At 71.7% G+C, this 26791-nt stretch carries 20 protein-coding genes; 9 read left to right on the top strand and 11 right to left on the bottom strand.

The features are described 5' to 3' along the window. Positions 1–22 precede the first annotated feature (22 nt). Positions 23–268 carry a DUF2530 domain-containing protein gene (locus LADH09A_RS13975; protein ID WP_179781856.1) on the top strand — a complete coding sequence of 82 codons (246 nt, stop codon included), beginning with the start codon at positions 23–25 and terminating at the stop codon, positions 266–268. 36 nt (positions 269–304) lie between these two features. Here LADH09A_RS13975 and LADH09A_RS13970 read toward each other — a convergent pair whose 3' ends face one another. Then, positions 305–1234, bottom strand: coding sequence for a DUF3027 domain-containing protein (locus tag LADH09A_RS13970; protein ID WP_238645471.1), 930 nt, complete (start codon positions 1232–1234; stop codon positions 305–307). On the opposite strand from LADH09A_RS13970, the gene LADH09A_RS13965 reads away from it, so the two are divergent. Beyond that, positions 1233–2834, top strand: a complete 1602-nt coding sequence (locus tag LADH09A_RS13965; protein ID WP_238645470.1) for an MFS transporter — start codon at positions 1233–1235, stop codon at positions 2832–2834. The genes LADH09A_RS13970 and LADH09A_RS13965 overlap by 2 nt on opposite strands. After that, complete coding sequence (locus LADH09A_RS13960) at positions 2831–3481, top strand: futalosine hydrolase (RefSeq protein WP_238645469.1); 651 nt, start codon at positions 2831–2833, stop codon at positions 3479–3481. Before LADH09A_RS13965 ends, LADH09A_RS13960 begins: the two co-directional genes overlap by 4 nt. Before the next feature lies 1 nt (position 3482). Here the strand turns inward: LADH09A_RS13960 and LADH09A_RS13955 are convergent, their stop codons facing one another. Continuing rightward, positions 3483–4271 (bottom strand): helix-turn-helix domain-containing protein, encoded by a 789-nt coding sequence (locus LADH09A_RS13955; RefSeq protein WP_238645468.1) that lies wholly within the window; start codon positions 4269–4271, stop codon positions 3483–3485. Positions 4272–5140: 869 nt separating this feature from the next. On the opposite strand from LADH09A_RS13955, the gene LADH09A_RS13950 reads away from it, so the two are divergent. Then, positions 5141–5989 (top strand): 1,4-dihydroxy-6-naphtoate synthase, encoded by an 849-nt coding sequence (locus LADH09A_RS13950; protein WP_179781851.1) that lies wholly within the window; start codon positions 5141–5143, stop codon positions 5987–5989. On the opposite strand, the gene LADH09A_RS13945 is transcribed toward LADH09A_RS13950, so the two are convergent. Beyond that, the gene (locus LADH09A_RS13945; RefSeq protein ID WP_088951221.1) at positions 5950–6336 is read right to left on the bottom strand and encodes a cold-shock protein; all 387 of its coding nucleotides are present in this window, start codon (positions 6334–6336) and stop codon (positions 5950–5952) included. The two genes, LADH09A_RS13950 and LADH09A_RS13945, sit on opposite strands and share 40 nt — an antisense overlap. 27 nt (positions 6337–6363) lie before the next feature. Further along, the gene (locus tag LADH09A_RS13940) at positions 6364–6987 is read right to left on the bottom strand and encodes an HAD family hydrolase (protein ID WP_238645467.1); all 624 of its coding nucleotides are present in this window, start codon (positions 6985–6987) and stop codon (positions 6364–6366) included. A gap of 84 nt (positions 6988–7071) precedes the next feature. On the opposite strand from LADH09A_RS13940, the gene LADH09A_RS13935 reads away from it, so the two are divergent. Then, positions 7072–9558: a helicase-associated domain-containing protein gene (locus LADH09A_RS13935; RefSeq protein WP_238645466.1), complete on the top strand. Its 2487-nt coding sequence runs from the start codon at positions 7072–7074 to the stop codon at positions 9556–9558. Positions 9559–9634: 76 nt separating this feature from the next. On the opposite strand, the gene LADH09A_RS13930 is transcribed toward LADH09A_RS13935, so the two are convergent. Further along, a complete protein-coding gene (locus LADH09A_RS13930) occupies positions 9635–9871 on the bottom strand; it encodes a hypothetical protein (RefSeq protein ID WP_238645464.1) in 237 nt (78 codons plus the stop codon). A 97-nt stretch (positions 9872–9968) separates the two neighbouring features. Continuing rightward, positions 9969–10856 carry a L,D-transpeptidase family protein gene (locus LADH09A_RS13925; RefSeq protein WP_238645463.1) on the bottom strand — a complete coding sequence of 296 codons (888 nt, stop codon included), beginning with the start codon at positions 10854–10856 and terminating at the stop codon, positions 9969–9971. 173 nt (positions 10857–11029) lie between these two features. Between LADH09A_RS13925 and LADH09A_RS13920 the strand changes: the two genes are divergently transcribed. Next, positions 11030–12709 carry a DNA repair helicase XPB gene (locus tag LADH09A_RS13920; RefSeq protein ID WP_238645462.1) on the top strand — a complete coding sequence of 560 codons (1680 nt, stop codon included), beginning with the start codon at positions 11030–11032 and terminating at the stop codon, positions 12707–12709. Between the two features lie 139 nt (positions 12710–12848). On the opposite strand, the gene LADH09A_RS13915 is transcribed toward LADH09A_RS13920, so the two are convergent. The 3 genes from LADH09A_RS13915 to LADH09A_RS13905 all read right to left on the bottom strand — a co-directional run bounded on the left by LADH09A_RS13915 (position 12849) and on the right by LADH09A_RS13905 (position 19900). Beyond that, on the bottom strand, positions 12849–13574 hold the full coding sequence (locus tag LADH09A_RS13915; protein WP_238645461.1) for a hypothetical protein: 726 nt from the start codon (positions 13572–13574) through the stop codon (positions 12849–12851). Positions 13575–13917: 343 nt separating this feature from the next. Continuing rightward, a complete protein-coding gene (locus tag LADH09A_RS13910) occupies positions 13918–18903 on the bottom strand; it encodes a carbohydrate-binding protein (RefSeq protein WP_238645623.1) in 4986 nt (1661 codons plus the stop codon). Positions 18904–19147: 244 nt separating this feature from the next. Further along, on the bottom strand, positions 19148–19900 hold the full coding sequence (locus tag LADH09A_RS13905) for a TIGR03089 family protein (protein ID WP_238645458.1): 753 nt from the start codon (positions 19898–19900) through the stop codon (positions 19148–19150). Positions 19901–20040: 140 nt separating this feature from the next. On the opposite strand from LADH09A_RS13905, the gene LADH09A_RS13900 reads away from it, so the two are divergent. Both LADH09A_RS13900 and LADH09A_RS13895 read left to right on the top strand, forming a co-directional pair. After that, positions 20041–21141, top strand: a complete 1101-nt coding sequence (locus tag LADH09A_RS13900; RefSeq protein ID WP_238645456.1) for a hypothetical protein — start codon at positions 20041–20043, stop codon at positions 21139–21141. A 54-nt stretch (positions 21142–21195) separates the two neighbouring features. Continuing rightward, complete coding sequence (locus LADH09A_RS13895) at positions 21196–23502, top strand: esterase-like activity of phytase family protein (RefSeq protein WP_238645455.1); 2307 nt, start codon at positions 21196–21198, stop codon at positions 23500–23502. A 318-nt stretch (positions 23503–23820) separates the two neighbouring features. Here LADH09A_RS13895 and ligD (LADH09A_RS13890) read toward each other — a convergent pair whose 3' ends face one another. Together ligD (LADH09A_RS13890) and ligD (LADH09A_RS13885) are read right to left on the bottom strand one after the other, a co-directional pair. Then, positions 23821–24732, bottom strand: a complete 912-nt coding sequence (ligD, locus tag LADH09A_RS13890; RefSeq protein ID WP_238645454.1) for a non-homologous end-joining DNA ligase — start codon at positions 24730–24732, stop codon at positions 23821–23823. Beyond that, entirely contained in the window at positions 24722–25663 is a 942-nt protein-coding gene (ligD, locus tag LADH09A_RS13885) for a non-homologous end-joining DNA ligase (RefSeq protein WP_238645453.1), read from the bottom strand. Before ligD (LADH09A_RS13885) ends, ligD (LADH09A_RS13890) begins: the two co-directional genes overlap by 11 nt. Positions 25664–25748: 85 nt before the next feature. On the opposite strand from ligD (LADH09A_RS13885), the gene ku reads away from it, so the two are divergent. Beyond that, on the top strand, positions 25749–26777 hold the full coding sequence (gene ku / locus LADH09A_RS13880) for a non-homologous end joining protein Ku (RefSeq protein WP_238645452.1): 1029 nt from the start codon (positions 25749–25751) through the stop codon (positions 26775–26777). Positions 26778–26791 lie beyond the last annotated feature (14 nt).

The raw sequence follows: 26791 nt of genomic DNA, 5'->3' as shown, positions 1-26791 counted from the left end.
GTAGGTCGCGTACGCTTGCCGAATGCCGAACGAGCAGCCACCGCGGCCCGCACCACTGGACCCGCCGATGGTGCCGTTCGCCCTCGCCGGGCTGGCCGCCTGGGCGGTCGCCGGGCTGGTCCTGCTGATCTTCTTCCGGGGTTGGCTGACCGACCACGGTCACCAGAACTGGCTCTGGACCTGCCTCGCCGGGTTCCTGTGGGGCTTCCCGGGCCTCGCCGTGATGATGCGGCACGACGCCAACCGACGGCGCCGCCGCGCGCGCTGACCCGACCACCGCACCGGGTCACCCCGGTGCGAACGATCAGGAGTGCCCGTACGGCTCCGCCGGCTCGGCCGCTTCCACCGAGCCCGGGGCGCGGCTGACCGACATGGCCTCCACCGCGCTGTCGTCGTACACCGTGGGTAGCTCTTCGACCGCGGTCTCGGCCGCCTCGATCAGCGTCTCGGAGTGGGCACCGCAACCGTGGTCGGCGCTCACCACCCGGCCGTCGTCGGGGGCGTAGAAGTTGCCGCACGCCCCGAATGCCTGCCGCATCGCACCGGCCAGCGGCAGGTAGAAGCCGCAGGTGCCACAACGGGCGGCAGCCGGCGCGGCGGCGGAGATGGGCGCGGCGGGGCCGTGGTCGCCGTCATACCAGCGCTGCGCCGCCTCCATGCGCCCCTCGAGGGAGAGCACGCGCGCCCGACCGAGGCCCAGCTCCCATGCCGTCTCCTCGACCGCCGGGTCGTCGGAGAGCAGGTAGCCGGGGACCAGGCGGTCGTCGTCCGGTGAGGTCGGCAGCAGATCGCCCGGGCCCAGGTCGCCCGGCTTGAGCCGCTCCTGCCAGGGCAGCCAGCCGGGCGCGAGCAGCGCGTCGGAGCCCGGCAGCAACACCGTCTCGCAGATGGTCACGGTCTTGCTGCGCGACACCCGGGTGACGGTGACCGCCCACCGCCAACCGCGGTAGCCGGCGAGGAGGCACTCGAAGTAGTGGGTGACCAGCCGTTCACCCTCGGCCACCACCTGCAGGTGATCGCCGACATCGTCGGCGTCGACCTCGGTGATGCCAGCGCGGGCCACCTCGACGGCGGCGGCGCAGACCTGGTCGAGACGGGCGGCGCGGGTGGAGACAGGCCTGGTCACCCAACCATTGTTCCCTATGCGCCCCGCGGGGGTGACAGGGACTCCCGGGGAACCTTTCCCCGCAGTGGTGCGGCGTACCCGGATCAGATGGGCGAGGATGGTGCACATGCCGTCGTACTCCCGCTCCGGGCGATCCGTCCTCGGGCGGACCGTCGGCACCGGCATTCGCGCCGTTCGTCTGCTGTTGCGTGGTTCGCTGGGCAGCGGCCGCTGGGTGACCCGTCGGGCCGGCAGCGCCCGGGCCCGGGGCGCCGGTGGCGAGGTCGGCATGGTCCGACTGTTCGACCTGCATGCGCTCTCCTGCGCCGGTGACACCCTGATCGCCATCGGCCTGGCCGGCACGATCTTCTTCAACGTGCCACTCGGCGAGGCCCGCAGCAAGGTCGCCCTCTACCTGCTGGTGACCATGGTGCCGTTCGCCATGCTCGCCCCCGTGGTGGGCCCGCTGCTGGACCACTTCCGCCACGGCCGGCGGTACGCGCTGGCCGCGACGATGCTGGGCCGCGCCTTCCTGGCCTGGTTGATCTCCGACTACATCCACGGCTTCGGGCTCTATCCGGCCGCGTTCGGGGTGCTCGCGCTGTCCCGGGCGTACGGCGTGGCCCGGTCCGCGGCCGTGCCCCGGTTGTTGCCGGAAGGGCTCGGCCTGTCCCAGGTTGGCGCCCGGGCCAGCGTCTACGGCACGGTCGCGGGTGCGCTGGTCGCGCCGATCGGGTTGGCCGCGTTCTGGTTCGGGCCACAGTGGCCGCTTCGCGTCGCGTCCGTGATCTTCCTGGTCGGCATGGTGATCTCCCTGCGCCTGCCGCCGAAGGCCGATTCGGAACCACCGGAGCGGGTCCCCCGGCCCCTGCGCGCCCTGGGCCGCCGCCGTGGTGACCGGCCGCTGGGCCGAGGTCGCCCCGCCGGCCGCCTGGTGATCGCGTCGCTGATCGGTGCCGCGACGCTACGAGCGGTGTACGGCTTCCTGCTGCTCTTCCTCGCCTTCGCGATCAAGAAGGGCGACCTGACCACCGTCGCGTTCGGTCGGGATCTGGGCGCCGAGTGGGCGCTGGGGCTGGTCGGCGGGGCGCTCGCGGTCGGCACCTTCCTGGCCACCGCCATCGGCACCCGGTTGCGTATCCACCGACCGACCGCCATCCAGTCCAGCAGCATGATCATCGTTGCCGGGGTGGCGGTGCTCGCCGTCATCCAGTTCTCGCTGGTGATGGTCGCCCTGCTCTGCCTGGTCGCCGCGCTGGTCAGCGGGATATCCAAGCTGGCCGTGGACGCCTCGATCCAGGAGCGCATCCCGGAACGGCTGCGCGCGAGTTCCTTCGCCCATTCGGAGACGGTGCTGATGCTCGCCTTCGTCGCCGGTGGAGGGCTGGGGCTTGTGCCGTTCAACGGTCGGATGGGCATCGCGGTGGCCGCCGGGGTGGGCGTTCTGGCCGCGATCCGGGGTGTGCTGGTCGCCGCCCGGCTGCGCGGCGAGAAGCTGGCCGGCCGACCGATCGGCGACGACGAGCTGACCGAGGACGAGCCGGCCGACGAGCCCGAGGCCGCCGCGCCCACCTCGCCGGCGCCGGCCCAGGCCAGCTCTCCGCAGTACGACGATCCCGGCCTCGCCCCTCCGGGCTACCACATCTACCGCCCGTCCTCAGCGGTCGGCGGCCCGGGTGGCGGGTCGGACGACGAGACCCGCCGCGAGTCCCCGGGCTCAGTCTCGTGACCGGCCTGCTGGTGGTGACCGCGGTGCCAGCCGAGGCGGAAGCGGTCCGCGCCGGTCTGACCGACCCCACCGTGACCGTCGCCCCGGTCGGCGTGGGCCCGGCCGTCGCCGGTGCCGCCACCGCCCGACTGCTGGCGCTGGCCGAGGCCGCTGGTCGCCCGTACCGTGCGGTGGTCAGCGCCGGGGTGGCCGGCGGCTTCACCGGGCGGGCCGAGGTCGGCGACACGGTGCTCGGCACCGCCAGCATCGCCGCCGACCTGGGTGCCGAATCACCGGACGGCTTCATCCCCGTCGACGAGCTGGGCATGTCGGCCGCGATGCTTGGTGTCGGCGGCGTGGTGCCCGCCGACCCGAGCCTGCTGGCGGCACTGCGGGCCGCCCTCCCGGCGGCGACGACCGGGCCGGTGCTCACCCTCAGCACGGTCACCGGCACCGCCGCCAGCACCGAAGAGCTGCGCCGGAGGCATCCGGAGGCGGTCGCCGAGGCCATGGAGGGGTACGGGGTGGCGGTCGCCGCCGCCCAGGCCGGTGTGCCCTTCGCCGAGCTGCGCACCATCTCGAACCCGATCGGCCCCCGCGACCGGGATGCCTGGCGGCTGCGCGAGGCCCTCACCGCCCTGACCGCGGCGGCCCCCGCGCTGCGCTGAACTACGGCCGGGGAGGGCGGACTTCGAGCGTGAGCGCCGACGGTCGACCGGCCTGTAGCTCAAACCCGCAGGCCAGCAGGAACTCGACGTTGCCACCGTCGGCTATCGCGTGGACCGTCCGGATGTCAGCGACTGCCATCTCCCTGGCCAGCAGGTCGATCAGTTGACGTGCGATGCCCAGGGTCCGCAGGCCGGGGGCGACGACAACACCCTCCAACACCAGTTCACGCTGGTCGCCCCAATCCTCGCCGCGGAGGAGGTCCAGGCTTCGCTCATGGGCCCTCAACTCACCGACCGGCCCCGCCCCGGGCAGCTCGGCGAGAAAGTGCCACGACGTGACCGGCAGCCCTTCGAACGCGCGCCGGAACCGCACCTGGGCCCGCGCCTGGGCCCGCAACCGCCGCCTGTCACGTCGCGCCCGATCCAGGTCGTAGGTCAGCTCCGGAACGCGTACCGGCCACAACCGCTGCGGCAGGGTGTAGGAGTGCACCCACCAGGCACCCGGCCAGTCCTTCAGGGTCAGGACTCGACGGACGTCGAGATGCGCTGGATATCGGCGGCCGGCCTCGTCCCGCAACTCGTCCCACAGTTCGTCGTCACGCGCCTGTGGTGACTCGTCAACCGATCCGGCGGTGAGGGCGTTGGAGACTGTGAGAGCGAGCTCACCACCCGCCGCCCGGACCAGCCGCTCCACCGTGCGAAATGCCGGCCCGGCACCTTGCCCCGCCTCGATCCGAGCCAACGTGCTCTTCGGGACCCCGGACTGTGCGGCCAGCTCGCGCTGGCTCATGTCGGCACGTCGACGAAGATCTCGCAAGGTTGCCCCCACATCTATCGCATCCTTGTCGGCAGCCACCCGTCCATGGTTTTCCGCTCAGCTCGCGCCGTCAACAGCCCTCGACCACCTGTGGATAACCCTGTGGATAGTGTCTCCGTCGCTGTGTACATCCCTTCGTCAGCGCCTGTAGAGCTGCCCCGTTTGTGGGGCAAGAGGGTGCGCCTTCCGAGCACGGCAGGTCCGCAGCCTCCTGCGGACGGCCAGGCTCACCTGGCGGACAGCGGGCCCAGCCGGCGCGGACGGCCGGAGTGGCCTGAACCGTCCTGCTCCGGCTCCGGCTCCTGCTCCGGCTCCGGCTCGGCTGCTGCTCGGCTCCTGCTCCTGCTCGGCTCCTGCTCGGCTCCTGCTCCTGCTACTGCTCGGCTCCTGCTCGGCTCCTGCTCCGGCTCCGGCTCGGCTGCTGCTCGGCTCCTGCTCCTGCTCGGCTCCTGCTCGGCTCCTGCTCCTGCTACTGCTCGGCTCCTGCTCGGCTCCTGCTCCTGCTACTGCTCGGCTCCTGCTCCTGCTCCTGCTCGGCTCCTGCTCCGGCTCCTGCTCCGGCTCGGCTCCTGCTCCTGCTCGGCTGCTGCTCGGCTCCTGCTCGGCGAGCGGGCCGACTGTTCGACGGACATCACCGCTGACGTCGCGCCCCACAGACGGGGCAGCTCTACAGGGAGCAGAGGTAACCACTGAGCCCGCAGGGCGCTGGCGGGCAGGCGGCGGCCGGGGCAGGCGGCGGCCGGGGCAGACGGAGACTCGGAGACGGCCGGCGAGTGCCCCGCAGATCACAGGCGCCCGACCGCGGCGACCGAGTGGCGCAGCGCGGGGCTAACGTGAGGGACGTGGCGCTCTCTCTGGCGATCTCGCCCTGCCCCAACGACACGTTCGTCTTCCACGCGCTCGTGCACGGGCGGGTGCCCGGCGCACCGCCGGTCGAGGTGACGTACGCCGACGTGGACGTCACCAACACGGCGGCCGAGCGCGGCGCCTTCGACCTGGTGAAGGTGAGCTTCGCGGCGCTGCCCTGGCTGCTCGACGACTACCACCTGCTGCCCTGCGGTGGCGCCCTCGGTCGCGGCTGCGGCCCGCTGGTGCTCACCCGGGGCGACCGCGACGGCGGGCCGGACCGCACCGACCTGACCGGCGCCACGGTGGCGGTGCCGGGTGACCGGACCACCGCGTACCTGCTGTTCCGGCTCTGGTCGGCCGGACGACCACCGGCCCGGATCGAGGTGGTCCCGTTCCACGAGATCATGCCGGGCGTCGCGGCTGGCCGCTACGACGCCGGGCTGGTCATCCACGAGGCCCGGTTCACCTACCACCGGCACGGCCTCAGCGCGCTGGTCGACCTCGGTGAGTGGTGGGAGGCCGACACCGGCCTACCCATTCCGCTGGGCGCCATCCTCGCCCGCCGCGGCGCGGTGGACCCGGAGGCCGCGGCCGGCTGGGTCCGCGAGTCCGTCCGGCAGGCCTGGGCGGATCCTGCGGCCAGCCGGGAGTACGTGCTGGCGCACGCCCAGGAGATGGAACTCGACGTGGTGGACCGGCACATCGGCCTCTACGTCAACGAGTTCACCGCGGACCTGGGCGAGGCCGGTTTCGCCGCGGTGGCGGCACTGCTCGACCGCGCCGCCACCGCCGGGCTGGTGCCTCAGACCTCCAGCTCGTTCGCCACCGCGTGGACCAGCTGAGCGATCTTCTGCGCGGTCTTCTTGTCCGGGTACCGGCCCCGACGCAGGTCGGGCTGGACCTTCGCCTCCAGCAGCTTGATCATGTCCTCGACGAGGCCGTGCAGTTCCTCGGCCGGTCGACGGCGCAACTCGGCCATCGACGGCGGCGCGTCCAGCAGTTTGACTCCCATGGCCTGTGCGCCCCGGCGGCTGTCCACCACGCTGAAGTCGACCCGCTGGCCACCCTTGAGGTCGGTGACACCCGCCGGCAACGCCGCCTTGGACAGGAACACGTCGCCGCCCTCGTCACTCGTGACGAAGCCGTATCCCTTGGCCGTGTCGTACCACTTCACTCGACCCGTAGGCACCTGAAAACCCCTGCTTCACTTGAGCCGCTACTGCTCCAAGGCTAGCTGGATCATGTCGTCGAGCGCCGCCGGGAATTCGCTGAGGTCGTTCAAGACGACTTCCGCGCCCGCCGCGCGTAGCTCGTCCGGAGAGCACGGGCCGGTCGCCACGCCGATCCCCGGCACCCCGGCCACCCCCGCTGCCACCATGTCCGCCACGTGGTCGCCCACGTAGTGGGTCGCGTCGTGCTCCCGCAGGGCGGTCGCCTTCTGCTCGGCGAAGAGGTCACCGGCAAGCTCGTCGATGGCGAGACCGAGGTGGTCCATGTGCAGCCGGGCCAGCCGGCCCATCTTGGCTGTGACGACCAGCACACGGCCGCCGCGGGCCCGGATGGCGTCGATGGCCTCCCGCGCACCGGGCAGCGGCACCGTCGGCGTGATCGCGTACGCCGGGTACAGCTCGCGGTACACGCGGACGGCCGACTCGACCTCCTCCGGCGGGAACCAGTGCGCCAGCTCGGTGCGCAGCGGCGGCCCGAGCCGGGACACCGCCAGGTCGGCGTCCACCGGCACGCCCGTCCGCGCGGTCAGCGCCCGAAAGGTCGCGGCGATGCCGGGACGGGAGTCGACCAGGGTCATGTCGAGATCGAATCCGACGGTCAGTGCGGGCATGACGAGAAACGTACCCGGCGACACCTGCCCAGCCGAACGTCCGAGGGGCGCGGAAGCCCGGTGCCGGGCTAGCGTGGAAAGACGATGACCACCTCACTCGCCGACCACCTGCGGTCGCTGCCCGACGAGTCACTGGCCGCGCTCCTCCAGCTGCGGCCGGACCTCGTCGTGCCCGTGCCAGCCGACGTCTCAGCCCTGGCCATCCGGGCCCAGTCCCGGGTCTCGGTGGCTCGTGCGCTGGACGGGCTGGACCAGTTCACCCTCCAGATCCTCGACGCCGCCCGCCTCACCCGGAACCCGGACGACGGCACCACGGCCACCGACACCGTGCTCGCCATGGCGACCGCAGGGCCACAACCACCGGCCCCGACCGCCGTCCGGGCCGCCGTGGGCCGGCTGCGCGCGCTCTTCCTGCTGTACGGCCCGGAGCACGCACTACAGGTGGTGCCCGCCGTCGACGAAGTCGCCCCGTACCCCGCCGGGCTCGGTCGACCGGCCGCGGAGCTGGACCCGCGCACGGCCTCGCTCTGCGCGGACCCGGCGAAGCTGCGGCGGACGCTGCTCGCCGCCCCGCCCTCGGCCCGGGCGATCCTGGACCGGTTGGCGGCCGGCCCGCCGGTGGGCAGCGTGCCCCCGGGCGCGTTGCAGGCACCGCCGCTGGGCGCGGAGGACCCGGTGCTCTCCGACCCCACCAACGGTGGCGGCCCGGCCGGTTCCCCGGTGCGGTGGCTCGTCGACAACCGGCTGCTGGTCCCCGTGACGACCGGCTCGTCCACGGCCGCCGGCACGGTGGAGCTGCCCCGCGAGGTCGGTCTGCTGCTGCGCCGGGACAGCGGCCCCCTCGGGCCCCTGCGCACCAGCCCACCGCGGGTGGCCGCCGCGCCACGCGAGCCGAAGGCGGTCGACTCGGCCGGCGCCGGGCAGGCGATGGAGGTGGTCCGGCACACCGAAGGGCTGCTGGAACAACTCGCCGACGAGCCCGCGCCGGTGCTGCGCTCCGGTGGCATCGGCGTACGGGACCTGCGGCGGCTGGCGCGTACCGCCGGGCTGGACGAGCCGATGACCGCGCTGCTGCTGGAGGTGGCGTACGCGGCGGGGCTGGCCGGCGAGCTGGAGATGCCGGGGGCGACCACCAGTCGGTACGGGGCGGATCAGCAGGTGCTGCCGACCGGCGGGTACGAGGTGTGGCGAGCCGCCTCGCTGGCCCAACGGTGGGAGCAGTTGGCCCGAGCCTGGCTGACCATGACCCGGCAGGTGGGGTTGGTCGGCCGACGGGACGACCGGGACCGCCCGATCACCGCGCTCTCCGCGGAGGCCGAACGGGCAGGTGTGCCGGCCACCCGCCGGGCAGTGCTCGGCGTCCTCGCCGACCTGGAACCGGCGACCGCGCCCTCGCCCGAGGAGGTGCAGGACCTGCTCGACTGGCGGGCTCCGCGCCGCAGCCGCGGCCGGGACGCCGCCCACCGGGAGGTGCTGGCCGAGGCCGCGCAGTTGGGCGTCACGGGGCTGGGGGCGCTCACCTCGTACGGTCGGCTGCTGCTGGGTGACCTGACGTCGACCGACGAGCGGAACGGCGACGACCCGCTGGGCGTGCACGCGGACATCGAGAGCGGTGACCCGTCCGGTGCCGCCCGGGCGTTGGACGCACTGCTGCCCGCCCCGGTCGACCACTTCCTGGTGCAGGCCGACCTGACCGTGGTGGTGCCCGGCCCGCCCGAGCCGGCGCTCGGCGTCGAGTTGGAGGCGATGACCGAGCTTGAGTCGGCCGGTGGGGCCAGCGTGCACCGGGTCACCACGGCCAGCGTCCGGCGAGCGCTCGATTCGGGCTACACGGCCGACGACCTGCACGACGTGTTCCGCCGACGGTCACGCACCCCGATCCCGCAGGGGCTCACCTACCTGGTGGACGACGTGGCCCGTAAGCACGGCGGGCTGCGGGTCGGTCTGGCCGGGGCGTACCTGCGCAGCGACGACGAGACGCTGATCAGCGAGGTGCTGGCCGACCGGCGGCTGGAGTCGCTGGCACTGCGCCGGCTCGCGCCGACGGTGCTGTGTACGCAGTACCAGGTCGGTCGGTTGCTGGGCGCGCTGCGCGACGCCGGGTACGCCCCGGTGCAGGAGGACGGCACGGGCAGCACGGTGCTGACCCGGCCGCGAATCCGGCGGGCCCCGCCCCGGGTCTCGGTGACCACCCGGACCCTCGATCCGTTGGCCGCCCCGAAGCTGCCCATGCCCCGGCTGCTCGGGGTGGTGGAGCACATCCGGCGGGGTGACGCGGCGGCGCGGGCCGCCCGACGGGCACCGGCGGTGGTGCGCGGCGGCGCGGCGGGGCTGGGCGGCGGCCCGGTGCCGGCGCACACGCACAGCGAAGCCCTGGCGGTGCTCCAGCAGGCGGTACGGGACAAGGCGCTGGTCTGGGTCGGTTACGTCGACGCACACGGGGCAACCGCGTCCCGCCTGGTCAAGCCGGTCTCGATCGGCGCTGGCTATCTGCGCGCCGAGGACGAACGGACCGAGATGCTGCACACGTTCGCGCTGCACCGGGTCACCGCGGCGGTGCTGGCGGACTGACCGGCTCGGGTCGGCTCGGACCGGCTCGGGTCGGAGCAACCGACGGTGCCGACGGCGCCGACGCCGGCGCTGTCGGTCAGCGGCGGCTGCGGCGGAAGGTGCCGACCACCGAGATGATCAGGAGCAGCGCGAAACCGGCGCCGGCGGACTCCCCGATCGAGTCGACGAAGCCCTGCCGCAGCACCAGCCAGCCGAAGAGGAACCACCCGACGAGGAGCGTCGCCGCGACGGCGTACGCGATGACGGTCGCGCGCGACACCTCGTCGGGTGGTGCTTGCTCATGCTCCGCGATCACGTCACGGTCGACCGTCATGCCAAGCCTCCCCGCCCGGTCCGGCCCTGGACTCCCAGCGTGACACTCGTTGGACCGGTCGGACAGGGGGTTGTCCCCCGCAAACGCTGCGTGTCGCTCAGGTGCCGGAGCGGCGGCCGATCAGCACCACCCGGGTGCCGACCTTCCCCAGCTCCCACATCCGGACCGCGTCGGCGTGCAGGAGGTTGACGCAGCCGTGCGAGCCGATCGACTTGTCGTGCAGGTAGGTGGTGGTTTCGTGGAAGCCCATCCCCTGGGTGAAGTGCTGCCAGTAGGGCAGCCACACCTCGTACGGGTCGGACCACTCCTTGGGATTGCGGAAGTTGACGGTGAACGTGCCGGCCGGGGTGCGGTAGCCGGACATGCCGGTGCGGGTCACCGTCGGCTCCATGATCACCTTGCCGCCGCGCATCGCCCAGACGGTCTGCCGGGTCAGGTCCACGCAGAACGTGGTGCCCGCGCCGGCCCTGCAAGCGGCAGGGTCGGTGGTGGCGAGGCGTTGGGCCACGTCGAACGTGGTCGGGCCGGCGCGACCCTCGACGGGGCGAATGCCGTACCTCTTCTGGAACTTCTTGATCGCCGCGCAGTCGGCGGCGGACTGCCGGCCGTCCACGGTCACCGCCCCGAACCCGCCCAACCGGGCCAGGTGGGTCTCCACCTCGCGCTGGTGCTGGCCCTGCGGGCAGCCGGCGACGGTCGGCGTGCCGCTGCTGGGGGTCGACTTCGGCGTGGTGCTGCGGGTGGGTTTCGGCGTCGGGGACCGGGTTGCCTTCGGCGTCGGGCTGGGCGCGGCCGGCGTGGGCCGGCCGCGCTGGTCGGGGCCGGACGTGTCGCTCGCCCCCGTTGCCTGGCCCGCTGCACCGGCTGGGGCGGCTCCCCCGCCACCACTCCCACCGGACTGCGGATCGAACGTGCACGCACCAGCACCGACCAGCACGACCACCAGCAGGGCGACCAGCCGGGAGGTGCTCTGGACAGGCTTCATGGCAGCTCCCCCTGACAGTCGTCCCTTTGCTAGACGTTCGTCAGTGCCGTCCCGGTTGCACCTGGTGAGCATCTTTCTTCCGACAGCCGGCACCGTGCAACACTGGATGGTCGGCCAGCAGCGGGTATGCGACCCGCCCGGGCCGGACGGCCAACCGAGGAGAGGACGCTCGCGTGAGCGGTGGACCACTGATCGTGCAGTCGGACAAGACCCTGCTGCTGGAGATCGACCACCCCGACGCGCAGGCGTGCCGGATGGCGATCGCACCGTTCGCCGAGTTGGAGCGCTCGCCGGAGCATGTGCACACCTACCGGCTGACCCCGCTGGGCCTGTGGAACGCCCGGGCCGCGGGGCACGACGCGGAGGGTGTGGTCGACTCTCTGATCAAATACTCGCGTTACCCGGTCCCGCACGCGCTGCTGGTCGACGTGGCCGACACGATGGACCGCTACGGCCGACTTCAGCTCGCCAACGACCCGGCGTACGGGCTCGTGCTGCGTGCCCTGGACCGGCTGGTGCTGATCGAGGTCGCCAAGAGCAAGAAGCTCGCCGGGATGCTCGGCGACAAGATCGACGACGACACCATCCGGGTGCACCCGTCCGAGCGTGGCCGGCTCAAGCAGGCACTGCTCAAGCTGGGCTGGCCCGCGGAGGACCTGGCCGGCTACGTCGACGGTGAGGCGCACCCGATCGAGCTGGCCGAGGCCGGCAAGGACGGGCGCAAGCCGTGGACCCTGCGGTCGTACCAGCGGGAGGCCGTCGAGGCGTTCTGGGCCGGCGGGTCGGGTGTGGTGGTGCTGCCCTGCGGCGCCGGCAAGACCCTGGTCGGCGCGGCGGCGATGGCCGAGGCGAAGGCGACCACGCTGATCCTGGTCACCAACACGGTCGCCGGCCGGCAGTGGAAGCGGGAGCTGATCGCCCGCACGTCGCTGACCGAGGAGGAGATCGGGGAATACTCCGGCGAGCGCAAGGAGATCCGCCCGGTCACCATCGCCACGTACCAGGTGCTCACCTCGCGGCGCGGCGGCGCGTTCACCCACCTGGACCTGTTCGGGGCCCGCGACTGGGGCCTGGTCGTCTACGACGAGGTGCACCTGCTGCCCGCGCCGATCTTCCGGTTCACCGCGGACCTCCAGGCCCGCCGCCGGCTGGGCCTCACCGCGACTCTGGTACGCGAGGACGGCCGCGAGGGTGACGTGTTCAGCCTGATCGGCCCGAAGCGGTACGACGCGCCGTGGAAGGACATCGAGTCTCAGGGCTGGATCGCCCCGGCCGAGTGCACCGAGGTCCGGGTGACCCTGACCGACGCGGAGCGCATGTCGTACGCGACGGCGGAGGCCGAGGAGCGGTACCGGATGGCGGCGACCGCGCGCACGAAGCTGCCGGTGGTCAAGGCGCTGGTCGACCGGCACCCGGACGACCAGGTGTTGGTGATCGGCGCGTACATCGACCAGCTGCACCAGCTCGGCGAATATCTCGACGCGCCGATCATCCAGGGCTCGACCACGAACAAGGAGCGGGAGCGGTTGTTCGACGCGTTCCGCACAGGTGAGATCCGCACGCTGGTGATCTCCAAGGTCGGCAACTTCTCGATCGACCTGCCCGAGGCGGCGGTGGCGATCCAGGTGTCGGGCACGTTCGGGTCGCGCCAGGAGGAGGCGCAGCGGCTGGGTCGGGTGCTCCGGCCGAAGGCCGACGGCCGGCAGGCGCACTTCTACACGGTGGTGTCCCGGGACACGATCGACACGGAGTACGCGGCACACCGGCAGCGCTTCCTCGCCGAGCAGGGGTACGCGTACACGATCGTCGACGCCGACGACGTCCTCGGCCCGAAGCTCCCGACGGTCGACTGACCCACGCGGCGTGCTCGGAAGCCGACGACAGCCACCGCGCCGGTCGGGATGTCCGACCTGCTGTTGGCCCTGGTCTACCTGGGGCCGGACGGGCAGGTCTCCTGGGCGCAACGGCTCCAGGGCTGAGAGGAGCCCGGCGTCAGGACGTGGGGGGTGGGCAGCGGTCGGGGAGGGTGACCTCGCCGGGGCGGTGGTCGAAGCTGTCCATCGTGAACCACTCGTCCAGCTCCGGGTCGAAGATGTTCTGCAGGCCGAACTGCAACACCTGCCACCAGCGGCTCGGGTCGTGCTGGTCGACGTAGATGTCGCCGAGCGCGATCGGGAACCGGAAGAACTCCCCCGGTACGGCGGACCCTCCGACGACGCCGACCCGCCAGTGGTCCACGTGTCGGTCCTTGTCGCCCTGGAGGATCTCCGGCCCCACGTAGCGGGCTGTCTTCAGCTTGTCGTTGAAGATCTGGCGGTTGAAGAACCCCGGAATCTTGCTGCACGCGCGGGGCGGGAACAGCGGGATGTTCGGCCACTTGTAGGTGAGCGTGTAGAGCGTGTTCTCGTAGATCAGGTTCGTGAACCAGATGGGGTGCTCCGGGCCGCCGGCGATCATCTGGCTGTTGCCGTTGCGGCCCTGCCAGCTGAACGGCACGTCGATGCCGAGGTCCCGCACGATGTACCGGCCGGTGCCCTGGAAGTCGGCGGGGAGCAGCGGTGGGCGCGGTTCCGTCGGAGCGGGTACCACCGCGTCGCCGTCGGCCTGGGCAGCGCGGGGCAGCGGGGCCGCCGCCGGACCGGGTGCGACCACCCCGAGGGCGAACAGGGCGCCGGCCACCGCCGAGACAACGGTCCGACGGGTACGCCTCGACACCATGTCCCCTCCGGAAACGTGCACAGTGGCCGGCGCTCCGACCGCGCGTGCCTTCGGCGAAGCGTAGGAACACCTGGGACAGAAGGGCAGGCGGAACCAATGACCTCAACCGGACGAGTGACGCCTCGGAATGGCCTTGATCGACTCGGTTTCCTGAAAGGCGCGGTGTCCGGGGCGCTTTGATGCCCCGGTCTTCTGCAACCCGAGTCGATCAGGGCTGGAACCCGAGTCGATCAAGGCGGGAGACGGACTCGATCAAGGCGGAAAGGTCGGTCGAGGCGCGGGGCCGGAAAACGCACCGGCCCGGGACCGTCAGCGGTCCCGGGCCGGCATCACGCGATCCTGCTTACCTGATCAGCTTCCAGGGCCCGACCTTGTCACCCGGTTCCTGACCGCGGGTCCACCACTTCGCCTCGTACACGTGACCCTTGAACGACACCCGGTCGCCGGCGTTGTACACCTTGGTGAGGGTCCAGGCCGCCGGGCTGTTGTCCGGCGGCGTCGGTGCGATCTCCTCCCAGGAGCCGTTGCGGTCGCCCGGCTTCTGGTTGCGCGTGTACCACTGGGCCCGCCACTTTCGGCCGTCGTACATGGCGAACTCGCCGGAGTTGAAGATCCGGGACGCGGTCCAGACCGCCGTACCGTCCTCGGTCATGGCGATCTCCTGCCACGCGCCGTTGGGGTCGGCGCCCGGCTTCTGGTTCTTCGTGTACCAGGAGGCCCGGAAGACCCTGCCCTGGTAGGTGGCCCGGTCGCCGTCGTTGTAGACCGTCGACGGGTTCCACTCGGCTGGCAGGTTCACCGTCAGGGTGGCGGTGGCCTGCACCGGCGTGAGGAGGTCGCTGCCCGGGTACGACGCGCTCAGCGTGTGCTGGCCGCCCGCGAGGCCCACCGGGAGGGTGAACGTCGCGACGCCGTTGGTCAGGGTGGCCGAACCGCGGACGGTCGTACCCTCACGCAACTCCACCGCGCCGGTGACCGGCGTGCTGCCGGCCGTGACCTTGACGGTCACCGTCGCCGCGGTGCCCCAGTTGGTCGGGGCGGCGGTGACGGTCATCGTCGGGACCTGCTTGGCGGTACGGAACACGGCGGGCCGGGCCACCGCCTCGCCGCCATCGGCGCTGCGGGCGGAGACGATCCAGCCGTACGAGGTGCCCGGCAGGAGCTTGCCCCAGGTCGTCGTGGCCACGCCGTTCGAGGTCACCTCGTCGGCGCCGATCGTGCCGGACGGCACGTACGCGGCCAGCGAGTCGGTGCTGAACGACGTCTTGCGGGTGGTGAGGTCCACCGGCAGCGTCAGGTTGTCCTCCGAGCCGTTGTAGCGCGGCTTGGTCTGGCTGCCGTCCTGGCGGATGTCGTACTCGGTCGCCCCGAAGTTCTTCAGAAACGGCGAGTACGTGTCGATGTGCATCTCGGCCCGGTCCACGTCGAACTGCAACAGGCGCAGGAAGCTCGCGCCGAACTGCAACCGGTCGGTGGCCTTGTGGTCCGGCGTGCCGTCGCCGTTGACGTCAACGGTGCCGTCGGCGGCGACCTGCTTCGGCCACAGCTCACCGGCGGTGACCGTGTAGAACTGGTAGTCCGCCAACAGCTCGACGACGTCGTGGCTGACGGTGACGCCGATCTTCGACTTCAGGTTGGTGCCGACGCCGTGCTCGTGACCGGCGAGGACCAGGAAGACGTTCGCGTTGGTCTCCACGACCTGCTTGAAGAGCGGTGAGCCGTCCGGTGCGGAGAAGTCCGCCCCGCGGCCGTCGGGGTTGGCCGACGGCTTCAGGTAGTCGTGGGAGAGCAGGATCCCGTTGCGGTCCTTGTACCGCTTGAAGATCGAGTCAGCCCACTTGGCCTCGGCCGGCGTCACGCCGTACGACAGGCCGACCGCGACGAAGTCCAGGCCCCCGGCGGAGAAGAGCAGGTAGTTGTTCTGGTTGTCCCTGCCCGGCGTGGTCGAGCCGTCGGCGTTGGTCGCCTCGTCCCAGGCGTGGTATTCGGTGCCCTTAGGCCAGGACTTCGCCGTCCCGTAGTACCGGTCGGCGCTGAAGGTCCGGCTGAACCGGGACGTCGGGCCCGTCTCGGCACCGAGCTGGTCGTCGTGGTTACCCGCGATGACCTGGTTGACGACACCGTTGTCGTCGAGGATCTTCTGGAAGCCGGAGGCGGCGGCCAGTTCCTTCTCGACCTGCTCGTGCAGACCGGGCCGCTTCAGTGAGCCGTCCGGGTTGGTGGCCAGCGGGTCGTAGTAGTCGTTCTCGATGACGTCACCGGTGTGCGCGGCGTACGCGATCTTGCGGCTGGACGCGTTGTCGGCGATCCACTGCATCTGGTCGCGGTACGCGGCCGACCAGATCGCCTGCTCCTCGGCGGTCTCGACGTCCGACGGCTCGGCCTTGCCGTCCCAGTCGTCGTACGTGCCACCGGCCGCACCCTCGGTGATGTACTGGGTGTCGGTGAAGTGGGCCAGGGAGAAGTCGTACGAGGCTGGGTCCTCGAAGCGGTCCTTGTCGTTCTGGGCCGTCGAGTCGTGCGGGGACAGGTCGTCGGCGAACGGGTCCTCGCCGGTGACCAGCACGTGCACGACGCCGCCGTCCCGGTAGCCGGCCTCGACCTGGGCGGTCAGGACGGTCTCGTGTCCGGCCTGTCCACGCGAGCTGGTCAGCACGACCCACCGGTCGGTGGCCGGGTTCCACGCCCGCAGCGCCACGATCCGCGCCGGGTCGATGGTGCCCGACCAGCGCAGCGTCGGCTCCTGCGTGGTCGCCGCGAGTGGCAGGTCGTACCGCTGGAAGACCACCCCGCGGCTGGACGGGGTGTCGATCGTGGAGCCGTCGAGCGGGCGCAGCGAGGTGACGTCCACGTTCTTGTCGTGCTGGACGTCGAGCGTGGTCGGCACGTCGGCCGCCTCGCCCTGGTAGCCGCCGGTCGGCAGGACCACGTCGGCCCTGGTGAAGGTGGCGGTCAGCCCGACACCCTCCGCGCCGGGGATCCGGGCGGACAACTCGGCCGAGAGCGGGTCGGTTTGCTTGACGGTCGAGTTCAGCTCGGTCGGGACGTCCGGGATGCTGGCGCTGCTGAACCGCACCTCCCGGGTGGCGGTGTTGCCGAGCGCGTCGGTCGCCGTCGCCGTGATGGTGTGTTCCCCGGCCGGCAGGCCGTGGCCGATCTGGTCACCCTGCTTGACGGCCGCGCCGTCGAGGGTGATGACCGGTGTGCCGACCACTCCGATGGCGTCCTTGATCCGGACGTCGAGCGCGACGGTCGAGGTCAGCCGCTGCCCGGCCGCCGGGACGCTGCTCTCGATCTCCGGGGCCGTGTTGTCGGTGGTGAAGCGCCGCGTCGAGGTCTTGTCCCCGACGACCGCCTTGATGGTGTGGGCGCCGTCCGCGATCGACGTCGTGTCGACGTCCGCGCGCTTGCCCAACGCCGGCAGCGCCGACCCGTCCGGCGCGGTGACGTCGAACAGGACCATCTTGGTCAGCACCGCGTTGTAGCTGCTGCCGCAGGTGCCGTCACCGAGGTACGTGGTCACCTGCGAGCCGGCCGGGTAGGTCCCCGAGCCGATGGTGACCGTCGTCTGCGCGATCGAGCGGGTCAGTTGCGTGGCCTTCGCGCCGGCCGGCAGCAACTGGAAGTCGCGCAACGTGAAGTCGTCGAAGTTGTCGCAACCGCCCGGCTTGGCGCTGCCGTGGTCGTTGCCGGCCACGAACTCGACGGCGTTGACGCCCGGCACCAGCCACTCGTTCGGGAACGTGAGGTCGGCGACCTCTTTCTCCCACATGCCGATCTCCAGCGGGATGCCGTTGATCAGGACTCTGTTGTCGTACCCGTTGTCGCTGCCGTTGCCACCGACGAACACCTTCAGGTGGGCGTCACCCCCGCTGCCGAGGGTGTCGACGGTGCGCGTCGTCGGCGCGCCGTCGATGGTGAAGTGGAACTCGGCGTCCTTGTTGGCCGCGCAGGTGCCGTCGCCCAGCGCCAGCGAGGCGGCGTTCGTCTCCGCCTTCGTCACGGTCGTGCCGCTGGTGGTGACGAGGTACGTGGTGCCGGCCGTCACCGTGCCCGCCGTGCTCAGCGTGAGGCTCGTCGCCTCCCGGGTGAGCCTGAAGTCGTCGTGGTTGGCGCACGTCGCGCCGCTCACCGTGCCGTTGTAGTCACCGGTTCGGATCTCGACGACGTTGTCACCGAGATGCAGGAACCGGTTCGGGAACGCCAGCTTGGCGTCCTCCGCGCCGGTGGCGCCGTAGTCGCCGCCCAGATCGACCCGGTGGCCGTTGACCAGTGCGTAGTTCTGGTAGCGGGCCTCGACCGAGTTGCCGGCCTCGACGGTGAGACCGAGGGTGGCGGTGCCGGCGGCCAGCGTCTCCGCGTTCTCCGCGGGCTTGTCGTCGATGGCCAGCGACTCGACGCGGTCCTTGCCGCCGGTCGGCAGGGCGGCGATCACCGGGCGGGTGCCACGTACCCGGGCACCGTCACCGGGGGTGACAACCGCCGCGCCGGCCGGGGCGTTGTTGACGTCGACCGTCACGGAGGTCTTCGCGCCGGACTGGGTGGTCGCGCTGACGGTGTGCGTACCGTTGGCGAGCCTGGTGGTGTCCAGGTCGGTACGCAGGCCCGACGTGCTGCCCGGCTCGCCGGAGATGACGAAGGTCAGATCCTGGTTGAGCAGCTTCGCCGAGGTGCCGCAGGTGCCGTCGCCGAAGCTGTAGCTGAACAGGTTCTGCTCGCCGTCGGCCACCACGCCCAGCAGGCTGAGGCTGATGCTGCTCATCGCGTAGTCGTCGTAGTTGGGGCAGCGTCCGCCCTCACCGTTCGGCAACTCCTCGTAGCCGACGGCGGTCTTGGTGGTCGAGTCGACCCAGTTCGCCCCGGCGTGGACGGCGACGGTGTTCGCCCCGACGCGCAGCCAGTCACCGGGGAAGTCGAGGGTGCCGACCTGCCCACCCGGGATGTCCGGGAGGTAGACCCGGTCGGCCTCGGCCGTGTGGCCGTTGACGGTGACGTAGTTGCGGTAACGGGCCTCGGTGCCGTTGCCACCCATCTCGAAGGCGAAGTGGGCGGTGCCGGCGGTCCGGTCGGCGTCGATCGTGTCGCCGTCGACCGCGAGGGTGGTCACGGAGTCGTTCTCGGTGACCGGCTCGACGACGACGGGCAGCTCACCCTCGACGTTCTGCCCGTTGCTCAGGTTGATCAGCGGTGCGCTACCGCTGGTCGGGGCGGCCTGCGCCCCGGCGATCGGAGGGCTGAGGGCGGTCGCCGGTCCGGCGATGAGGACGAGCGCCACCGCGGACAGGAGTCCGCGTGTTCGCGCCCTACGCGCACGTGGTTCGTGCGTCATGGTGGGGTTTCTCCTTAGTCGACAGGTCACGGTGGACCCACCGACGCGAGAGAACCCGCCACGACACCACGGGGCCGACGAGCGGTTGGGAAATACCAGCGCCGCCGTCCGCAGGTGTTGTGGCACGCCGGCGGGCGCAGCCGTTCGATGACCCTGCCGGCTCTGGGCGAACTCGCCGGCCAAGCCTGGTGAGAGGCGGACGCTGTAGGGGTGAACAGTTAGTTGATCAACTGTGCCCGAATTCTCAGAGGACGCGGGTGACCTGTTCGGCGGCGACGATCGCGTCCCGTCGCGCCGGGTCGAGGTTGGCGCTGATCACCACTGACGCGCCAGCGGAGAGCGGCGCGAGCAACCACTTCAGCGGCTGCTCGGTCTCGGCGGCGTCGACCAGCAGTCGGTCGCCCGCCCGCAGGTCCAGCGCCGTGGCGACCTCTTGGGCGAGCGCACCCCACTGGCCGTAGGTGGTGCCGTCCGCGCTGGCCGCGTCCGACGGGTGGATCGCGGCGTGGTCGGGCGTCGCCTCGGCGTAGCGGAGCACCTCCGCGGACCAGTCCAGCCAGCCCAGCGGCACATCAGCGAGTCGCCCGGGGCCGGTGCCGACGAGGTAGCGGTGCGTGGCGTCCGGCACGTCCTCCAGCCAGTCGTCCTGCCGCTCGGGAGTCACGAAGACCGCGTCGAACGGCCGGTCGCCGCCGGGCTCCAGCACCGGCAGGCCCGCCGTGGCGCGCGGCCGGAACGACACCGCCAGGCCCGAGGCCCATGCGCCCAACAACACCGCGGCGGTACGCCAGTGCGGAGGCAACAACACCGCTACGCGGCTGCCCGGGCCGAGCCGGCAGCCGTCCCTCAGCAGGCTCGCGCTGCGCGCCGCCCAGGCACCGACCTGGTGTGCGGTCAGGTCGACCCGCTCGCCGGTCGCCTCGTCGCGGTAGCTGAGCAGCGGGCGCTCGACATCGGCGGACCGGGCCACCAGGTCGGCCGTGATGGTTGGCTGCATCTCCACGCTCCCCGGGTGCGACGTCGACCCACCCTACTCAACGACTTTGGTCGCGACGGTCGTCGGCCGATGGCCGTATCGGGTGACCGGTTGGCCCGCGCACGGTGGAGGTGACCCCCGAGAGCCGCCGAGGAGCGCCCATGCCGACCGAGCCCGGCCCCGCCACGACCGACCACCCCGCCGACCGCCCCGCCACCGCTGATCCCCCTGCCGCCGCTGGTCCCCCTGCCGCCGCTGCTCGCCTTCCGCTGCGGCGGCGGCTGCTGCCGGTGATCGCGTTGCTGCTGCTCGCGCCGTGGGCAGCCGAGTGCTCGTGGGGTGGCTTCGCCATCGACGACTTCCTTCCGGTGCTGATCTTCCTCGGCCCGATGTACGGCGGGGCGGCGATCCTGATCCGGGAGACCGCCCGGCACCTCGGCGCGGGTTGGCCGACGATCGTGCTGCTGGCCGCCGCGTTCGGCATACTCCAGGCCGGTCTGGTCGACCAGTCGCTGTTCAACCCCGACTACCTGGACGACACCCAGTACGCCGACACCCGCGCCGCCGCGGAGGCCACGCTGGTGCCCGGGTTGGAGTTCAGCCTCCGGCAGGCCTACGACTTCGTGGGCAACCACATCGTGCTGACCATCTGCGCGCCGATCGTGCTCATCGAGTCGTTCCTCGGGGCGGACCGCCGGCTACGGCCGTGGCTGGGCCGCCCCGGGCTCGTCGTGATCGGCGTGGTCTACCTGCTCGGCAGTCTGCTGATCTTCTCGGACAGCAGCGGCCGGAAGGACTTCCTGGCCAGCCCGCTCCAGCTGGCCTTCGCCACGGTGATGGTCCTCGCCCTCGTCACGACCGCCCTGCTGCCCCGGTGGCGTCGCCCCCGGCTTCGACGCGTCCACCGGGCACCGCGCCCGCTCTGGGTGGGTCTGGCGGTCGCCGTCATCCCTCTCGGCGCCAACCTGGCACCCGGCTGGGTGGGGGTGGCCGTCGCGCTGACGCTGGCCGCCGGCACCGGAGGCCTGGTCGCGTACTGGTCGGCGCGCAACGGCTGGGAGCAGCGGCACGTGCTCGCCGCCGGCTCGGCGGGCCTGGTCATGGCCGCCGCGTTCGCGTACCTGGTGCCGCCGTACTCCCCGGCGAGCCCGGCGGCGGCCCTGGCCGGCGACATCGCGGTCACCGTCGTCACGGTCACCCTGGTCGCGGGTGCCTGGTGGCGGCTGCGTGCTTCGCCCGCTGTTCACGTCACCGCAAGCTGATGCTCCCCGACAGGTGTCAGCCTCCGTGCGGGTACGACCTAACGGAGGAAGTCCTTGACACTCAGAAGAGCACTCACCGCGCTCACCGCAGCCGGTGTCGCCGCCGCCAGCCTGACCGGGGCCACCCCCGTGTCGGCCGGCGCACACCAGCACCCAGGCAGGTCGCTCGCCTTCGACCGGGTCGCCACGTACCCGGTGTTCCAGAACCGCCCGGCCGGTGAGGACCCGGCGACCGCGACGGTCGCCGAGATCGCGGCGGTCAGCGAGGACGGCCGCACCCTGATCCACACCGACGCGCTGGCTCGGCGCATCGGTTTCCTGGACATCTCCCGTGCCGATCGCCCGCGCGGCCTCGGCACGCTCTCCCTGGCACAGCTCGGCGACGCCGAGGACGAGCCCACCTCGGTTGCCGTGGTCGGTGGGTACGTGCTGGTGGTGGTGAACACCAGCAGCAGCTACACCGAACCATCCGGTCGGCTCGACGTGATCGACCTCGCCAGCCGAAGGCGGGTGGCCACCTACGACCTCGGTGGCCAGCCCGACTCGATCGCGATCAGCAAGGACAAGCGGTACGCCGCGATCGCGATGGAGAACGAGCGCGACGAGGAGGCCACCCCGCCCGGCGGCGAGGAGGGTGACCTGCCCCAGGCGCCCGCCGGCTTCGTGCAGATCGTCGACCTGACCGGGAAGTCCCCGGCCGGTTGGCGGCTGCGGCCGGTCGCGCTGACCGGTGCCGACGGGAGCGCCCTGCCCGCGCTGGTCCGGGCCGGCCTCGCCGCGCCGACCGACCCGGAGCCCGAGTATGTCTCGATCAACAGCCGTAACCAGCTCGCCGTGACGCTTCAGGAGAACAACGGCGTCGCCCTCGTCGACCTGCCCACCGGCCGGATCACGACGGTGTTCAGCGCGGGCACCGCCACGATCAGCGGGATCGACACCAAGAAGGACGGTGTCATCGACCTGACCGGCAGCGTCACCGACGTACCGCGTGAACCGGACGCGGTGGCCTGGGTGGACGACCGCTACCTCGCCACGGCCAACGAGGGCGACTGGCACGGCGGCACGCGGGGCTGGTCCGTCTTCGACAGCCGGAGCGGCCGGGTCGCCTGGGACGCCGGTAACACCTTCGAGCGGCTCGCCGTCACGTACGGGCTGCACAACGAGGACCGGGCCGCCAAGAAGGGCACCGAGCCGGAGGGCGTCGCCGTCGCCGAGTACAACGGCGTGCGGTACGCGTTCGTCGGCTCGGAGCGCAGCAACTTCGTCGCCGTCTACGACCTGGGCAACCCCACCAGGCCCGTCTTCCGGCAGATCCTGCCGACGACCAACGGACCGGAGGGGCTGCTGCCGATCCCGTCGCGCGGGTTGCTCGCGGTCTCCAGCGAGGAGGACGACGCGTCGGTCAACGTTCGGGCCTCGGTGTCGCTCTTCCAGCTCGGCAAGGGCACGCCCGACTTCCCGAGCATCGTCTCCGACACCGATCGGGCCGGCACCCCGATCGGTTGGGGCGCCCTCGGCGCGTTGAGCGCCGTCCCCGGCAAGCGGGACCAGCTCTACAGCGTCACCGACGCCGCGTACAGCCAGACCCGAATCCTCACCGTCGACGCGAAGCGGACGCCAGCCGTGATCACCGGCGCGCTGCCGGTGCGGGACGCGGCCGGCGCACCGGTCGGGTACGACGCGGAGGGCATCTTCGGCCGCCCGCAGGGTGGCTTCTGGCTCGCCGTCGAGGGCGCCAAGGGCGCGGAGAACAAGCTGGTCCGGCTCGACGCCGCCGGGGTGACCCGGCAGACGGTCACGCTGCCCGCCGAGGTCGCCGCCGGTCTCGGCAAGCAGGGCCTGGAGGGCGTCACCGCGACGACCGACCGGCAGGGCCGGGAGATCGTCTGGGTGGCCGTGCAGCGGGAGCTGAGCACCGACCCGGCCGGAATCGTCCGGCTCGGCCGCTACGACGTCACCGCGGGCACCTGGAGCTGGTTCGGCTACCAGTTGGGCAGCACCACCGTGCCCGGTGACTGGATGGGCCTCTCGGAGATCACCGTGGTCGGTGACCGGCTCGCGGTCATCGAGCGGGACAAGTTGAACGGCCCGGCCGCCGTGTTCAAGCGGATCTACACGGTGGCGCTGCCGGGCGCACCGGCGACCGGTTCGCTGACCGTGCTGCCGAAGACGCTCGCCGTCGACGTGCTGCCCGCGCTGCGCGCCACCAACGGGTGGACGCAGGAGAAGCTGGAGGGTCTGACCGTGGCCGGCAACGGCGAGGTGTACGCGGTCACCGACAACGACGGGGTCCAGGACGCCACCGGCGAGACGGTGCTCCTGCGCCTCGGCTCCAGCCGCAAGGTCTTCGGCCGCAACTGACCCACCGCCAGTTCCCCTCCGGCCGGCGTCCACCCTCGTGGTGGGCGCCGGCCGATCACATCAAGTGACCCCCCGATACGCGCCACCGCACCCACCCCAGAGCCTTTGCTCTGCATACCTATATGCGACGGGCACGCTGCGCGAGGAGGGTTCCCACCCCTCGGCTGCGCGGCCGCCATGAAGTCCCAGCTCAACGCGGTGTTGCAGATAGGTATGCAGAGCAAAGGCGTTAGGTGGCCCAGGCGGGACGCTGCGGTCCGTGACGCTCTGTTGCTGGTGCCGCCCATGGGCCATCTGGGCACCCGTCGTCACCCAGCGTCAGCCCGGCAGCTCCGGGCCACCGTCGAGCAGGGGTGCGAGCAGGTCGTCGTACTCCTCGACCCGGGCCAGGACCTCGGCGGCGGTGAACTGGCGGACGGCCGGCTTGCGGCCGCGGGCGCCGGCCTCGACCTCGTCCCAGGTCAGCGGCGTCGACACCGACGGCACCGACTGGGCCCGCAGCGAGTACGGCGCGACGGTGGTCTTCGCCGCGTTGTTCTGGCTCCAGTCGATGAAGACCTTGCCGGGGCGCAGGTTCTTCGCCATCTTCGACACGATCAGCTTCGGGTGGGCCTTCTCCAACTCCTGGGCGATGCGTCGGGCGTAGTCGGAGACGAGATCCGACGACTGGGTGCCGGCGATCGGGCAGCAGAGCTGCATGCCCTTCTTGCCGGAGGTCTTCGGGTACGACTCGATCCCGTCTTCCGCGAGCCGGTCGCGCATCAGCACCGCCACCGGGCAACACTCGGCGAGCCCGGCCGGCGGCCCCGGGTCCAGGTCGACCACCATCATGTCCGGGTGCTCGCCGACCTTCCACTGCGGCGTGTGCAGCTCCAACGCGGCCAGGTTGGCCAGCCACACCAGGGTGGGCAGGTCGTCGGCGACCACGTAGTCGATGGTCTCCCGGCCCTTGGTCGACCCGGGGGCGGGCAGATTCTCCACGCGCACCCAGTCCGGGGTCGCAGCCGGAGTGTTCTTCTCGAAGAACGACTTGTCGTCCACCCCGTTGGGAAAGCGGATCCGGGTGACCGGCCGGTCCCGCAGGTGCGGCAGCAGCACCGGGGAGATCCGGGTGTAGTAGTCGATCACCTCACCCTTGGTGAAGCCGGCCGCCGGGTAGAGCACCTTGTCCAGGTTGGACAACTCCAGCGGGCGACCCTCGACGTCCACCCGTAGCCGCTCAGCTGGCATCGTCGACCTCCTCCGGGGGCTTGTCCGGGCGCAGCCGCAGCACCCGGGGGAAGCGCAGTCGGCCGTCGGGGGTGCGCTGGCCGTACTTCACCTCCACCACCACCCGTGGTTCTACCCAGATGGCTCCTCGGGCATCCTCGCGCGGCACACCCGGCGCGAACGGTGACGCGCCGGACCGCAACGGCTCCAGCTCGGCGAGGAGCTGCCGTTCGATGGCGACACCGATCCCACCGCCGACCCGACCGCGGTAGATCAGCCGGCCGTCCGGGCCGGGCACCCCGACCAGCAGCCCGCCGATCCGGCGCGCACCCGGTCGCCAGCCGCCGATGACGAAGTCGCCGGTCACCTCCAGCTTGACCTTCACCCAGTCCGGTGAGCGCACGCCCGGGCGGTAGACGGCACCGGTCCGCTTGGCCATCACGCCCTCCAGGCCGTGCTCGCCGGCCGCCTCGTAGGTGGCCGGCCCGTCGGCGAACGTGGGGGGCACCGCCCACCGGGCACCGCCGAGCGCGAGGGCTTCCAGTGCCTCCCGGCGGCGCTCGTACGGCCAGCCGGTCAGGTCGTCGCCGTGCCACCTGAGCAGGTCGAAGATCATGTACGTCACCGGCATGACCGCCGCCAACCGGGCCGCCTTGTTCCGGTCCCGCACGTGCATCCGCTCGGCCAGCGCGGTGAACGACGGTTGCCCGCTCTCACCGAGCAGCACCACCTCGCCGTCGAGCAGCGCGTCGCCGACCTGCTCGGGCAGGGTGGCCAGTTCCGGGTACGCGGCGGTGATCTCCACGCCGGAACGGGCATACAGGTGCTGACCACCGCCGGAGATGTCGGCGAGCGCGCGGACCCCGTCCCACTTGAACTCGTACGCCCAGCCGTCACCGGCCGGGAGCGGCCCGGTCATCGCGAGCATCGGCTTGAGCGGCGCGCCAGGCACGACCCGACTGTAGTAGCAGGCCGAACAGCTCGCGTCCGGTTCTTCGGGATGCGAGCATGGTCGATACCGGGGAAGGGAGCGCAGGATGCGTGCCATCTGGAAGGGAGCCGTGTCGTTCGGGCTCGTCTCGATCGGGGTGAAGCTCTATTCCGCGACCGAGGAGAAGGACATTCGGTTCCACCAGGTGCACCGCGAGGATGGCGGCCGGATCCGCTACAAGCGCACCTGCTCGGTCTGCGGCGAGGAGGTCACCTACGACGACATCGCCAAGGGCTACGACATCGGCGGCGGGGAGATGGTGATCCTCACCGACGAGGACTTCGCCGAACTGCCGTTGACCAGCTCCCGCGCCATCGACGTGCTGGAGTTCGTCCCGGCCGAGCAGGTCGACCCGATCCTCTACAACAAGGCGTACTTCCTGGAGCCGGAGGGCGCGGCGACCAAGCCGTACGTGCTGCTGCGCGACGCGCTGATTGACTCGGAGCGGGTGGCCATCGTCAAGGTGGCGCTGCGTCAGCGCGAGCAGCTCGCCACGCTGCGGGTCCGTGAGGGTGTGCTGCTGCTCAACACCATGCTCTGGCCGGACGAGATCCGTACCCCGGATTTCGGCTTCCTCGACGAGGACCTCAAGGTGCGCCCGCCGGAGCTGGCGATGGCCAGCTCCCTGATCGACTCGATGACCGGTGAGTTCGAGCCGGACGTCTTCACCGACGACTACCGGGCGGCGTTGCAGGAGGTCATCGACGCCAAGGTGGAGGGTCGGGAGGTCGTCCAGCCGGAAGAGGTCGAGGAGGCGCCGGCCGCCGCGGTGGACCTGATGGCCGCGCTGAAGGCGTCCGTGGAACGGGCCAAGGCCGCCCGCGGTGAGGAACCCGCGCGTGGCGGTGGCGGCGGCGGTGAGCCGACGCCCATCTCGTCGGCCCGGTCGGCGCAGAAGGCGGCCGAGAAGAAGGCGGCCAAGGCGCCGGCGAAGAAGACCACCGCGAAGAAGACAGCCGAGAAGAAGGCGGCCGAGCCGGCGAAGAAGACCGCCGCCAAGAAGACCACCGCGAAGAAGGCGGAGCCGGCGAAGAAGACCACCGCGCGCAAGGCCGCACCCCGCAAGAGCGCCTGACCGTACGGCAGCGA

Origin of the sequence: Micromonospora cabrerizensis (genome assembly GCF_022230955.1) — a bacterium.
Classification (GTDB): Bacteria; Actinomycetota; Actinomycetes; order Mycobacteriales; family Micromonosporaceae; genus Micromonospora; species Micromonospora cabrerizensis.
This window is presented reverse-complemented; position numbering and strand designations above follow the sequence as displayed.